Below are 13,008 nucleotides of genomic sequence, written 5' to 3'. Positions count from 1 at the left end.
GCATAGGCCTGCACGTCAGGCAAGGTTTCGTGCTACAAAGCATCACGTCCCGGCAGCGCGGGCGTCAAAAAAGCGAACGGATCAGCTTTTTTTCGCACGTGCGTTCAACCGGGCCGCCCGCTTGAACGGCGCGACGTAGGCGAGCGCGCAGACGAAGAAGGCGAGCGCCAGCAATGCTTCGAGCCAGGCAAGCGATGCGGAGAGGCCAGCATCGGTCATGCCGCGAACTACGCCTTCGGCGAGATAGAGGAGCACGAGCATCGACGCCCATTGCAGCGTGTAGAGATTCTTGCGCGCGACGCCCGGCAGCGCGCACGCGAGCGGCAGCGCCTTCAGCGCGAGCGCCCACGCGCCGGGACGCACCGGCGCGAGCCAGAGCTCCCAGACGAGCGCGAGCACGATGAGCGCGGCGAGGCTCGCGAGCGCGCCGAACGCGAATGCGCCGTTGCGACGGGCGGTAGCGATCGGCGTGGTCATGCGCAACGGGCGCCGCGCACGAGATTCAACGCGGTGCGCGCGAGCCGTGCGCCGAGCGCGATGGCGAGCGCCTTCTCATCGGCGGAAATGCCGTGGCGCTGGTTGTCGTCGCCGCCCGCGCGCGCATGATGCGACGCCCCGTAAGGCGTGCCGCCGCTTTGCGTCGTGGTGAGGCGCGATTCGGTGTACGGAATGCCGACGATCATCATGCCGTGGTGCAGGAGCGGCAGCATCATCGAGAGCAGGGTGCTTTCCTGGCCGCCGTGCAGGCTGCCGGTCGAGGTGAAGACGCTGGCGGGCTTGTCGGCGAGCGCGCCGGACAGCCATTGCGGCGTGGTGCCGTCGAGAAAGTACTTGAGCGGCGCGGCCATGTTGCCGAAGCGCGTGGGCGAGCCGAGCGCGAGGCCGGCGCATTCTTCGAGATCGCGCAGTTCGGCGTAGGGCGGGCCGTCCTCGGGAATGTCGGGCCGGGTCGCTTCGCAGACGGTAGAAACCGGCGGCACAGTGCGCACGCGCGCCTGCATGCCGGGAACGCTGTCGACGCCTTGGGCGATCGCGAGCGCCAGCTCGCGGGTCGCGCCGTGGCGGCTGTAATAGAGCACGAGGATGTCGTTCATAAGGCTTTTTTAGTGAACGGCTATTATAGGTATTGAGTGATTTTCGTGGCGAGACGCGGCTTTATACGTGCCGGCCGCCATGACGGGAGAATGCGTTTGCAGCACGTTTTCATCGATCTCGCAGCGGTCAAGCGTCTCGCCAGTTTCGTCGCGCGGCGCCTCGGCGAAGACCGCGTCGCGCAAGTGGCGGGCAGCCTCACGTTCACGAGCGTGCTGTCGATCGTGCCGCTCGCGACCGTCGCGTTCGCGCTCTTCACCGCGTTCCCGATCTTCGGCTCGTTTCAGGCGTCATTGCAGGACTTTCTCGCCGTCCACCTGATGCCGCCGCAGATCAACGATCAGATCTTCAAGTATCTGAACCAGTTCGCGGCGAAGGCGAAGGGGCTTACGACCGTCGGCATGATCATTCTGTTCGTGACCTCCGTCATGACGATGATGACGGTCGAGTCCGTGTTCAACGTGATCTGGCGCGTGAAGAAGGCGCGCCCGCTCGCGCAGCGCGTGCTCGTCTATTGGGCGATCATCACGCTCGGGCCGATTCTCTTCGGCTGCAGCCTGTCCATCTCGTCGTATGTGTTCGCGCATTCGGTCGCGTTCGCGGGTTCGCACAACCTGATGCCGCCGATCGTCGAATGGGCGCTGACGGGCGTCTCGCTGCCGCTCACGGCGCTCGCGTTCACGATCATTTATGTCTATATGCCGAACTGCAAGGTGGAATGGCGCGATGCGATCGTCGGCGGGCTGATCGCGGCCGTCGCGTTCGAGCTCGGCAAACGCGGCTTCGGGTATTACGTGCGGCGCATTCCCACCTATACGGCCGTCTACGGCGCCTTTGCCGCGCTGCCGGTGTTTCTCCTGTGGGTGTATCTGTGCTGGATGTTCGCGCTCATCGGCGCGATGGTCACTTCGGCGCTGCCGGCCATTCGCACGGGGCAGTATCATCGGCGCGATTTTCCGGGCAGCGACCTGCTCGATGCGCTCGAAATCCTCGCGCGGCTCGTCGAGGCTCGCGACGAGGGCAAGCCCGGCTACACGGCGTTGCAGCTTTCGAGCATGGCGCGCTGCGATCTGGATACATCGTCGAGGCTGATCGGGCGGCTCGACGCGCTCGGCTGGATTGGCCGGCTGGAAGATTCGCGCATGCCGCGCTACGTGCTGATCGCCAATCCGAATCAGATCACGGTAACGATGCTCTTCGAGCAGTTCGTGATCGACCGCGCCGAACTCGAATATCAGTTGAAGCTGGATGCGGCGCAGATCGACTGTTCCGCGCTCATGAACGCGCTGGATAGCGAGAAGCTCGAAATCACGCTCGGTGCGTTGATCGCGGCGCGGGCATCGGCGCTCACGAGCGCGCGTCTGCGCGAAGTGCCGCGCTCGTCGATGCCCGGGCAGCCCGCCTGAGCATCGCGGGCGCAATCATAGCGAAATCCGGCCGACGCAGATGTCCTTGAACATGACCCAGTCGCCCATCAGGCTGTAGACCGGATGGCGAAACGTCGCCGGGCGGTTCTTTTCGAAGAAGAAATGGCCGACCCACGCGAAGCCGTAGCCGCAGACGACGGCCGCGGGCAGCCAGAGCCAGTCGCCGGTGGCGATCGCCATTGCGAGGCAGCCGATCACGCCAAGCGAACCGACGAAATGCAGCCTGCGCGAAACGGCGTTGCGGTGCTCGTCGAGGTAATAGGGATAGAACTCGGCGAAATTCGCGAAATGTTCACCGTGTGCGGTGTGCGCCATGACGGCCTCCCTGATAATGCCTGCCGGTGTCGTTGCGGACGGTGCTCGACCGCGCCCGTCTGACGATTGCCAGCAAGAATCATTCTGCGACTCCCGTCCCGCACGTGCAAGCGGATACGGCGGGTTTTGGCGGTCCGCCGCACGCGCATTTCAGGCGGGCTTTGTCGACGAATGAGCGCAGGCGAGCGCGAACGCGAACAACGTATCCAGCGTCGCGTCGGGCTGCTCGGACATGAGCGCGTGACCGGCATCGAGTTCGACCGTCTGCACGGATGCGCCGGCTTTCTTCAGCGCATCGACGAGCGGACGGGCGGCGCGCGGCGGCGTCATCACATCGCGCTTGCCGCTCACGATGCACACCGGACAGCGCATGGCCGTCGCTCGCTCGACCGCGTCGGCGTAGGTGTTGCAGGCGCTGAAATCGGTATGGAAAAGCAGCGCTTCGCCGCGCAGGCTCACGCGCTCCATCAGCCGCTGATTCACGCCCTGCAGCCAGAAACCCGGCGCGGGACTGGACGGCTTCGCGGCGATCGTCGAATGCGACCATTGATTGACCATCGCGATGGCTTCGGGCTCGTGCTCGCGGGCAGCGTCGAGCAGCGTGTCGGAGACGGCCATCGGCGCGGCGGTCGCGAGAAGCGCGAGACCCGTCGCGTGCTCGGGATAACGGCTCGCGGCTTCGAGCGCGATCAGCGAGCCCATGCTGTGACCGACGAAGAGTGCTTTTTGCACACCGGCCGCGTCGAGGACGGCGATTACCCAGTCGGCGAGTTCGGCGATGCTCGCAAGCGCAGGCCCGTCGCTTTTTCCGTGACTCGGCAAATCGAGCGCCAGCACGCAGAAGCCATGATGCGCGAAATAACGCGTCTGCAAGGCCCATACGCTGTGATCGTGCTCCGCGCCGTGAATGAACACGACGGCCGGCCGGGCAGCGTCGAAAGGCTTGCCGCCGGTGTAGGCATAGGCCGCGCGGCCGTGGACGTCGAGGATCATGCGCGGCTCCCGAGCGGTACCGCGGCGCTTTGACCGCGTTCGGCCGCTTTCTGCGCGGCCTTCAATCCGCGCTTGAGATCGTCGATGAGATCGTCCGGGTCTTCCAGTCCGATCGACAGACGGATGCGTCCCGGCCCGATGCCCGCGGCGGCGAGCGCGGCGGCGTCCATGCGGAAATGCGTCGTCGATGCGGGATGGATCACGAGCGAGCGCGCGTCGCCGACATTCGCGAGATGCGAGAACAGCGTGAGCGTTTCGATGAACGTGCGCGCCGCCGGCACGCCGCCTTTCAGATCGAAGCTGAACACCGCGCCCGCGCCGCGCGGCAGCAGACGTTGGGCGAGCGCGTGATCGCGATGCGTCGGCAATTCGGGATAGGCCACGCCTTCCACCGCGGGCGAACTCAGCAGGAACTCGATCACCTTGCGCGTATTCGCGACATGCCGATCCATGCGCAGCGGCAAGGTTTCGATGCCTTGAAGCAGTTGCCACGCCGCCTGCGGATGCAGACACGCGCCGAAATCGCGCAGGCCTTCGCGCCGGGCGCGCAGAAGGAAGGGCGCGACAGTGCTTTCTTCGGCGAACACCATGCCGTGAAAGCCGTCGTAGGGTTCGGTGAACTCCGGGAAACGTCCGCTCGCGGCGAAGTCGAACGTGCCGCCGTCGACGAGCACGCCGCCGATCGTCGTCCCGTGTCCGCCGAGAAACTTGGTCGCGGAGTGATAGACGAGGTCCGCGCCGTGCTCGAACGGGCGCAGCAGATAGGGCGTCGTGAACGTGGAATCGACCAGAAGCGGCGCCGCGTGCTCGTGCGCGATTTCCGCGACGCCCGCGATATCGAGCACGTCGAGGCCCGGATTGCCGAGCGTCTCGCCGAAGAAAAGCCGCGTGTTCGGCCGCGCGGCCGTGCGCCACGCGTCGAGATCGTGCGGCGGCACGAACGTCGTGTCGATGCCGAAGCGCCGCAGCGTGTAATGCAGCAGATTGTGCGAGCCGCCATAGAGCGCGCTGGATGCGACGATATGCGAGCCCGCGCCCATCAGCGTCGCGATGGCCAGGTGCAGCGCGGCCTGGCCGCTCGCCGTGCCGATCGCGCCGACGCCGCCTTCGAGCGCGGCGACGCGCTCCTCGAACACCGCGACGGTCGGATTCGAGATGCGCGAGTACACGTGTCCCGAGCGCTCCATGTTGAAGAGCGCGGCGGCGTGATCGCTGTCGCGGAAAGTGAAGGACGTGGTCTGATAAATCGGCGTCGCGCGGGCGCCGGTGGCGGGATCGGGCGCGGCGCCCGCGTGCAGCGCGAGCGTGTCGAAGCGGTTGGCTGGCATCATAGGAGGCCGGCGCGCGGGGCGGCGCCGGCGTGCGGCGGAAAATGAGGGTCAATCATCCTAACATCGGATGCGCGCGCCCAAACCTAGGGCGAACGCGCGGCCCATCATCGCGCAAAGCCTTGTCCATTCGGCCGATGCGGGCGGTCCGGCGGTCCGGTTCGCTTTCCTTTTGCGGGCCTTTCCGATAGCATCGACCTATCATTTCATCAATCGTTTGGGCATCTGAACAGGCATTCGCGAGGAGACAGTCATGCGAGTCAGCGACATTCTGAAGGTGAAAGGCAATACGCTGTTCACCGTGACACCCGACACGCCGGTTTCCGAAGCGGTCGACACCATGGCCGCGCACGATATCGGCTCGCTCGTCGTCATGGAGTACGGCGATCTCGTCGGCATGCTGACCTTCCGCGAGATCATCCTGACCTTGCACAACAACAGCGGCTCGGTCGGCGCCACGACCATCCGCAAGATCATGGACGACCATCCGCTCACCTGCACGCCGGAAACGGACGTGAACGAAGTGCGCCGCATGATGCTCGAGCATCACGTGCGCTATCTGCCGGTCATGGATAAACGCCAGTTGATGGGCGTCATCTCGTTTTATGACGTGGCCAAGGCGGTCGTGGAAGAGCAGGGTTTCGAGAACCGCATGCTGAAGGCCTATATCCGTGACTGGCCGGAGCAGCAGGAAGAAGCCCGCTGAACATCGATGTGCCGCGAGGAACTGGCTTCGCGGCAGATGGCGACCGAGCCGATGCTCTACACGGAATTCATCATCCGCAGCGCGCCCCACAGGCGCGCTTTTTTTTCGTTCGGATTCGATCGCGCTACGAGCGATCAACGCCGGACTCTACTTAATCCGTAAGACCCATGAGTGATAAACCGCTGCGCGCTTCATCGCGCACTTCCCGGCGTACGCATGCAGAGGGCGACAGCCAGTTCCGCCTGTTGCGCGAGCGCCGTTTCGCGCCGTTTTTCTGGACGCAGTTCCTCGGCGCGATGAACGACAACGTCTTCAAGGTCGGTTTCACGTCGCTCGTGACGTTCCAGGCCGCGCGCTTTTCCGGCGTCGATCCGAAAACCGCCGCGTTTCTCATTTCCGCGATCTTCATCGTGCCGTTCGTGCTGTTTTCCGCGACTTCCGGCCAGATCGCCGATAAGTACGACAAGGCCGTGCTCGCGCGTATCGTGAAGAGCTTCGAGATCGTCGTGATGCTGATCGGCGGCGCGGGCTTCGTGCTGCACAGCGCGCCGCTTCTTTATGCGTGCACGTTCCTGATGGGCGTGCATTCGACCGTTTTCGGGCCGGTGAAATACGCCTATCTGCCGCAGCATCTCGATTCGCATGAACTTGTAGGCGGCAACGGACTCGTCGAGATGGGCACGTTCGTCGCGATCCTGATCGGCACGATCATCGGCGGGGCGGCGGCGGGCGCATCGGAACACGGCGCGATGCTGCTCGCGTTCGCGTGCATCGCGTTCGCGATCATCGGGCGCGTGGCGTCCGTGTTTGTGCCGAAGTCGGCCGCGTCGCAGCCCGATCTGCGCATCAACTGGAATCCGTTCTCGGAGACGTGGCGCAATCTCGAGCTCGCGAAGCAGAACCGCACCGTGTTTCTGAGCCTGCTCGGCATTTCGTGGCTGTGGTTCGTCGGCGCGACCTTTCTCACGTCGTTCTTCAATTTCGCGAAGGACGTGCTCTCCGCCGATCCGGATGTCGTGACCATTCTGCTCGCGACATTTTCCATCGGCATCGGCACGGGCTCGCTTCTGTGCGAGCGGCTTTCGAAGCGGCGCGTCGAGATCGGGCTCGTGCCGCTCGGCTCGATCGGCATCAGCGTGTTCGCAATCGACCTGTTCTTCGCGAGCCATCGCATCGCGCCGGCGGGGCATCTGCTCAACGTCAGCGAATTCCTGTCGATGCTCGCGCACTGGCGCATTCTCGCCGACCTGTTTCTGCTCGCGATGTTCGGCGGCTTCTACAGCGTGCCGCTCTACGCGCTGATTCAGGCGCGCAGTCAGCCGACGCATCGCGCGCGCATCATCGCCGCGAACAACATCCTGAATTCGTTCTTCATGATCGTCTCGTCGCTGATGGCGCTCGCGCTCACGTCGTTCGGCGTCGGCATTCCGGGGCTCTTTCTGACGACCGCGCTGCTCAATGTCGTCGTCGCCGTCTATATCTATTCGCTCGTGCCGGAGTTCCTGCTGCGTTTCATCGCGTGGATTCTGGTGCACACGTTCTATCGCATTCGTCTCGTCGATGCCGGGCGCATCCCGGCGCGCGGCGCGGCCGTGCTCGTGTGCAATCACGTGAGTTTCGTCGATGCGGTCGTCATCATGGCCGAGAGCCCGCGCCCGATCCGCTTCGTGATGGATCACCGCATCTTCCGCACGCCGTTCGTCGGCTGGATGTTCCGGCATGTGAAGGCGATTCCGATCGCGCCCGCGCACGAAGACCCGGAGATGCTCGAACGCGCCTATTCCGCGTGCGCGAAGGCATTGGACGAGGGCGATCTCGTCTGCATCTTTCCCGAAGGCAAATTGACGCGCACCGGCGAGATCAATCCGTTCCGGCACGGCATCGCCGAGATTCTGCGACGCCACCCGGCGCCCGTCGTGCCGATGGCGTTGCGCGGCCTCTGGGGCAGCGTGTTTTCGCGCCACGAGGACGCGCAATGGCCGCGGCCGATCCATCGCGGCGCGATGACGCGGCTGACGCTCGCGGTCGGCGAACCGATCGCGCCGCAGGACGCGACGCCCGCGCATCTGCAGGAAGCCGTGTCGGCCTTGCGCGGTGCGCGGCGGTAGACGGCGCTGGCATAATAGCGGTTTCCCCCGACACTTTTTTTCAGGTCGACGCTCATGTCCGGCAATACCCTTGGCACGCTCTTCACCGTCACGAATTTCGGCGAGTCGCATGGTCCGGCGATCGGCTGCGTGATCGACGGCTGCCCGCCGGGCATGGCGCTCACGGAAGCCGATATCCAGATCGAACTCGACCGGCGCCGCCCCGGCACGTCGCGCCACGTGACGCAGCGCCAGGAAGCGGATCAGGTCGAGATTCTTTCCGGCGTGTTCGAAGGCGTGACCACGGGCACGCCCATCGCGCTGCTGATCCGCAATACCGATCAGCGCAGCAAGGACTACGGCAACATCGCGCAGACGTTCCGTCCCGGTCACGCGGACTACACCTACTGGCAGAAGTACGGCGTGCGCGATTATCGCGGCGGCGGCCGGTCGTCCGCGCGTCTGACCGCGCCGACGGTTGCCGCCGGCGCGGTCGCGAAGAAGTGGCTGCGCGAGAAGTTCGGTCTCGAGACGCACGGCCGCATGAGCGCGCTCGGTGAAATCGAGATTCCGTTCGTCGACTGGCAGTACGTGCCGGAGAATCCGTTCTTCTCGGCGAACGAAGAGATCGTGCCGCAGCTCGAGGCATACATGGACAACCTGCGCCGCGACGGCGATTCGGTCGGGGCGCGCATCGAGGTTGTGGCCACGGGCGTGCCGGTCGGTCTCGGCGAGCCGCTTTACGATCGTCTGGATGCCGACATCGCCCACGCGATGATGGGCCTGAACGCGGTGAAGGCCGTCGAAATCGGCGCGGGCTTTGCGAGCGTCGCGCAACGCGGTTCGCAGCATGGCGACGAAATGACGCCCGAAGGCTTCGTGACCAATAACGCGGGCGGCATTCTCGGCGGCATTTCGAGCGGACAGGACATCACGGTGTCGATTGCGATCAAGCCGACGTCGAGCATCCGCACGCCGCGCCAGTCCATCGACAAGGAAGGCGCGAGCGCGACGGTCGAAACCTTCGGCCGTCACGATCCGTGCGTCGGCATTCGCGCGACGCCGATCGCCGAAGCGCTGCTCGCGCTGGTGCTGATGGACCACGCGCTGCGGCATCGTGCGCAATGCGGCGATGTCGTCGTCGACACGCCGAAGATCGCGGCGCAGGCGCCGGGCAAGTAAGCACAAATAAAAACAAGACGGGCGCCGGTTTCAAACCCGGCGCCCGTTTTCATTTCAGCGTCGAAACATCACATGTTCGGATAGTTCGGCCCGCCGCCGCCTTCCGGCGTGACCCACACGATGTTCTGCGTCGGGTCCTTGATGTCGCACGTCTTGCAGTGCACGCAGTTCTGCGCGTTGATCTGCAAACGGTCGCCGCCTTCGTCGTCCTTCACGAACTCGTACACCGCTGCCGGGCAGAAGCGCGCTTCCGGACCGGCGTAGGTGCGCAGATTCACGTTGACCGGCACGCTCGCATCCTTCAGCGTCAGGTGCGCGGGCTGGTTCTCTTCGTGATTCGTGTTCGAGATGAACACCGACGAGAGACGGTCGAACGTGAGCTTGCCATCGGGCTTCGGATAGACGATCGGCTTGCACTGCGACGCCGGCTTCAGCATCTCGTGATCCCAGTGCTGATGATGCAGCGTCCACGGCACGTTGCCGCCCATCACCTTTTGCTCCAGACCGACCATGAAGGTGCCGAGGTACAGGCCCTTGCTCATCCACTGCTTGAAGTTGCGCGCGCGATGCAACTCGGTCTTGAGCCAGGACGTGTCGAACGCTTCGGGATAAGCCGTGAGTTCGTCGTTCTGGCGGCCTGCCTGAACCGCTTCGAAGGCGGCTTCGGCGGCCATCTTGCCCGACTTGATCGCCGCGTGCGAACCTTTGATGCGCGAGGCATTGAGGAAACCGGCGTCGTCGCCCGCGAGCGCGCCGCCGGGGAACGCGAGCTTCGGCAGCGACATCAGGCCGCCGGCCGTGATCGCGCGCGCGCCGTAGGAAATGCGCTTGCCGCCTTCGAGGAACGCGCGGATCGACGGATGTGTCTTGTAGCGCTGGAATTCCTCGAACGGCGACAGATACGGATTCGAGTACCCGAGCCCGACGACGAACCCGACCACCACCTGGTTGTTGTCCATGTGATAGAGGAACGAGCCGCCGTAAGTGTCGGGTTCGAGCGGCCAGCCGGCGGTGTGGATCACGAGGCCGGGCTTGTGCTTGACCGGATCGATTTCCCACAATTCCTTGATGCCGATGCCGTACACCTGCGGATCGGAATTCTGGTTGAGCCTGAATTTCTCGATGAGCTGACGGCCCAGATGCCCGCGCGCGCCTTCGCAGAAGAGCGTGTATTTCGCGTGCAATTCCATGCCGAGCTGGAAGTTTTCGGTCGGCTGGCCGTCCTTGCCGACGCCCATGTTGCCCGTGACGACGCCGCGCACCGAGCCGTCATCGGCATACAGGATTTCCGCAGCCGGAAAGCCCGGAAAGATCTCGACGCCCAGCGCCTCGGCCTGTTGCCCGAGCCAGCGCGTGACGTTCGCGAGCGAAATGACGTAGTTGCCGTGATTCTTGAAGTTGTCGGGAAGCAGCCAGTTCGGCACCTGCTTCGCGTCGTTCTGCGAGAGGAACAGGAAGCGGTCTTCGGTCACTTCGACGTCGAGCGGCGCGCCTTTTTCCTTCCAGTCGGGAATGAGCTCGGACAGGCCGCGCGGGTCCATGACGGCGCCCGACAGGATATGCGCCCCGATCTCGGAGCCTTTCTCCAGAACGCAGACGCCGATTTCGACGCCTTTCTCCTCCGCCAGTTGCTTCAACCGGATGGCCGCCGACAAACCGGCTGGCCCGCCGCCGACGATAACGACGTCGTATTCCATCGATTCGCGGGGACCGTATTGCTCGATGAGGCTCGCCGGGGTCATCAATGCTCCTATGTGCCGTTAGAATGCCCTTTCGGGATCGCGTATTTTCAGGGAAGGTGAGGCGGGCCGCAACCAAAGCTCGCCAATTTAGCACGATCGTACTATTATTCACGACACCCGCGCTATCGGTGTTGACGCTTATTGCCCTTGATCTGCGCACCCGCGTGCCTGCCTGGGCGTTGAGCCAACCATACAACAAGGAAGCACAATGGGCCGTTCGATCAACCTGGAAGGCAAGGTCGCGCTGATCACCGGCGCGTCCAGCGGTTTGGGCAAGCGTTTCGCGCAGGTGTTGTCGCAGGCGGGCGCCAAAGTGGTGCTCGCGAGCCGGCGCACCGAGCGGCTGAAGGAGTTGCGGGCCGAGATCGAGGCGTCGGGCGGCGCTGCGCACGTCGTCACGCTCGACGTCACCGATTACCAGAGCATCAAGTCCGCGATCGCGCACGCGGAGACCGAAGCGGGTACCATCGACATCCTCGTGAATAACTCGGGCGTGTCGACCACGCAAAAGCTTACCGAGGTCACGCCGGCGGACTACGAGTTCGTGTTCGGCACGAACGTGCGGGGCGCGTTTTTCGTCGCGCAGGAAGTGGCCAAGCGCATGATCATGCGCGGCAACAGCGCGGCCAAGCCGGCGTATCGCATCATCAACGTGGCGTCGGTGGCGGGACTGCGCGTGTTTCCGCAGATCGGCCTCTATTCGATGAGCAAGGCCGCCGTCGTGCAGATGACGAAGGCCATGGCGCTCGAATGGGGCCGCCACGGCATCAACGTCAACGCGATCTGCCCGGGTTATATCGACACCGAAATCAATCACCATCACTGGAAGACCGAGCAGGGGCAAAAGCTCATATCGATGCTGCCGCGCCGCCGCGTGGGTTCGCCCAACGATCTCGACGGCCTGCTTCTGTTGCTCGCCGCCGATGAATCGCAGTTCATGAACGGCTCGGTCATTTCAGCGGACGATGGCTTCTCGCTCTGAACTTTTCTGAACGCACGCAATGACCACGGATAACGCTCTTCACACCGTCTTCGAACTCTCCATGCCGATCCGCTGGGGCGATATGGACGCCTTCGGCCACGTCAACAACACCGTGTATTTCCGCTACATGGAGCAGGTGCGCATCTCGTGGTTCGAAGAGATCGGGCTCGTGGGCAGCAACACGGAGGGGGAAGGGCCGGTGATCGTGAACGCGTCGATGGAGTTTCTGAGGCAGCTTCAGTATCCCGGCGATGTGATCGGACGCATGTCCGTCGGCAAGCCGGGCCGCAGCAGTCTGGATACGCGTTTCGAGCTGTATCGCACCGATGCGCCCGACGTGCTCTACGCGCGCGGCGCGGCGAAAATCGTGTGGATCGACTACGCGGCGGGCAAGTCGGTGCCGCTTCCGGACATGTTGCGGCAGATCGTCGAGACGGCCGCGCCCGTCGCCCTGTAAACGCGCAGCTCAGGTGCCGAGCAGCCGTTGCAGCAGCTCGGTGGCGTTGCCCGTGTCGTACTTTCTCATGAGGCGCGCGCGGTAGATATCCACTGTACGCGGGCTGATTTCGAGCACCCGGCCAATCTGCTTGCTCGTCTTGCCCGTCACGAGCTGCGCGGCGATCTCGCGCTCGCGCGGCGTCAGTTCGATCGCGACCCGCCGCGTCGCGCTCAAATCCTCGAATGTCCAGACGCCGGCCGCATGCGGCGCAGCCTGATCGAGCGCGCGGCCGGTCACGTGGCACCAGAACAGCTCGCCGTTCTTGCGCTTCATGATGCGGTCGTCGCTATACGTGCCTTCCTTGCTGATGTGCGCGGCGATGCGCTCGCCGATGCGCGCGAATTCGTCCGGCGACGGATACAGCACCTCGAACGACTTGCCGATGAGCGCCTCGCGCGCGGAGCCGAAGATCGCGCAGAGCTGCGCGTTGCAGTCCTCGATGGTGCGCTCGCGCGAAAGCACGAGCCCCACGGGCGCGAGATGAAACGCGGTTTGATAATCCAGTGCACGCATGTGAAATCGGGCGCGCGGGGACTCTCGTTTCGCGGCGAAAAGCGCCGGGAACCAAAAGCGCGCGGGCAATGACTTATGTATTTTTGCGTATTGTGCCGGATCATCGGCCCAAAGTACTCTTGTGCCACGCCAAAAGGCCGCG

The 13,008-nt window shown here is 64.2% G+C and carries 13 protein-coding genes; 6 read left to right on the top strand and 7 right to left on the bottom strand.

Annotated elements, in window-relative coordinates; all coding sequences use genetic code 11:
* Nucleotides 1-81: 81 nt before the first annotated feature.
* Entirely contained in the window at nucleotides 82-477 is a 396-nt protein-coding gene (locus tag AWB76_RS13295) for a DUF2069 domain-containing protein (RefSeq protein ID WP_061160577.1), read from the bottom strand.
* Nucleotides 474-1,094, bottom strand: coding sequence for an NAD(P)H:quinone oxidoreductase (gene wrbA, locus AWB76_RS13290; RefSeq protein WP_061160576.1), 621 nt, complete (start codon nucleotides 1,092-1,094; stop codon nucleotides 474-476). The genes AWB76_RS13295 and wrbA overlap by 4 nt, the downstream gene beginning before the upstream one ends.
* 90 nt (nucleotides 1,095-1,184) lie before the next feature.
* Between wrbA and AWB76_RS13285 the strand changes: the two genes are divergently transcribed.
* A complete protein-coding gene (locus AWB76_RS13285) occupies nucleotides 1,185-2,498 on the top strand; it encodes a YihY family inner membrane protein (RefSeq protein ID WP_208606564.1) in 1,314 nt (437 codons plus the stop codon).
* A gap of 15 nt (nucleotides 2,499-2,513) precedes the next feature.
* Here AWB76_RS13285 and AWB76_RS13280 read toward each other — a convergent pair whose 3' ends face one another.
* The 3 genes from AWB76_RS13280 to AWB76_RS13270 form a co-directional block, all read right to left on the bottom strand.
* Nucleotides 2,514-2,834, bottom strand: a complete 321-nt coding sequence (locus tag AWB76_RS13280) for an Mpo1-like protein (RefSeq protein WP_061160575.1) — start codon at nucleotides 2,832-2,834, stop codon at nucleotides 2,514-2,516.
* A 150-nt stretch (nucleotides 2,835-2,984) separates the two neighbouring features.
* On the bottom strand, nucleotides 2,985-3,827 hold the full coding sequence (locus tag AWB76_RS13275) for an alpha/beta fold hydrolase (RefSeq protein ID WP_061160574.1): 843 nt from the start codon (nucleotides 3,825-3,827) through the stop codon (nucleotides 2,985-2,987).
* On the bottom strand, nucleotides 3,824-5,155 hold the full coding sequence (locus AWB76_RS13270) for an O-acetylhomoserine aminocarboxypropyltransferase (RefSeq protein WP_061160659.1): 1,332 nt from the start codon (nucleotides 5,153-5,155) through the stop codon (nucleotides 3,824-3,826). Before AWB76_RS13270 ends, AWB76_RS13275 begins: the two co-directional genes overlap by 4 nt.
* A gap of 253 nt (nucleotides 5,156-5,408) precedes the next feature.
* Between AWB76_RS13270 and AWB76_RS13265 the strand changes: the two genes are divergently transcribed.
* The 3 genes from AWB76_RS13265 to aroC all read left to right on the top strand — a co-directional run bounded on the left by AWB76_RS13265 (nucleotide 5,409) and on the right by aroC (nucleotide 9,130).
* Nucleotides 5,409-5,861 (top strand): CBS domain-containing protein, encoded by a 453-nt coding sequence (locus AWB76_RS13265; RefSeq protein ID WP_061160573.1) that lies wholly within the window; start codon nucleotides 5,409-5,411, stop codon nucleotides 5,859-5,861.
* A gap of 167 nt (nucleotides 5,862-6,028) precedes the next feature.
* The gene (locus tag AWB76_RS13260; RefSeq protein WP_061160572.1) at nucleotides 6,029-7,969 is read left to right on the top strand and encodes an MFS transporter; all 1,941 of its coding nucleotides are present in this window, start codon (nucleotides 6,029-6,031) and stop codon (nucleotides 7,967-7,969) included.
* A 54-nt stretch (nucleotides 7,970-8,023) separates the two neighbouring features.
* Nucleotides 8,024-9,130, top strand: coding sequence for a chorismate synthase (gene aroC, locus AWB76_RS13255; protein ID WP_061160571.1), 1,107 nt, complete (start codon nucleotides 8,024-8,026; stop codon nucleotides 9,128-9,130).
* 68 nt (nucleotides 9,131-9,198) lie between these two features.
* Here aroC and AWB76_RS13250 read toward each other — a convergent pair whose 3' ends face one another.
* Nucleotides 9,199-10,872, bottom strand: coding sequence for an electron transfer flavoprotein-ubiquinone oxidoreductase (locus AWB76_RS13250; protein WP_061160570.1), 1,674 nt, complete (start codon nucleotides 10,870-10,872; stop codon nucleotides 9,199-9,201).
* Nucleotides 10,873-11,080: 208 nt separating this feature from the next.
* Between AWB76_RS13250 and AWB76_RS13245 the strand changes: the two genes are divergently transcribed.
* Both AWB76_RS13245 and AWB76_RS13240 read left to right on the top strand, forming a co-directional pair.
* Nucleotides 11,081-11,854, top strand: a complete 774-nt coding sequence (locus AWB76_RS13245; protein ID WP_061160569.1) for an SDR family oxidoreductase — start codon at nucleotides 11,081-11,083, stop codon at nucleotides 11,852-11,854.
* Nucleotides 11,855-11,873: 19 nt separating this feature from the next.
* Nucleotides 11,874-12,311, top strand: coding sequence for an acyl-CoA thioesterase (locus AWB76_RS13240; RefSeq protein ID WP_061160568.1), 438 nt, complete (start codon nucleotides 11,874-11,876; stop codon nucleotides 12,309-12,311).
* Between the two features lie 9 nt (nucleotides 12,312-12,320).
* Here the strand turns inward: AWB76_RS13240 and AWB76_RS13235 are convergent, their stop codons facing one another.
* Complete coding sequence (locus AWB76_RS13235) at nucleotides 12,321-12,866, bottom strand: LuxR C-terminal-related transcriptional regulator (RefSeq protein ID WP_061160567.1); 546 nt, start codon at nucleotides 12,864-12,866, stop codon at nucleotides 12,321-12,323.
* Nucleotides 12,867-13,008: the final 142 nt, after the last annotated feature.

The sequence above is a fragment of the Caballeronia temeraria genome (assembly GCF_001544795.2).
GTDB lineage: Bacteria > Pseudomonadota > Gammaproteobacteria > Burkholderiales > Burkholderiaceae > Caballeronia > Caballeronia temeraria.
The sequence above is the reverse complement of the archived record's forward strand: the minus strand, read 5'-3'. Positions and strand labels throughout refer to the sequence as shown.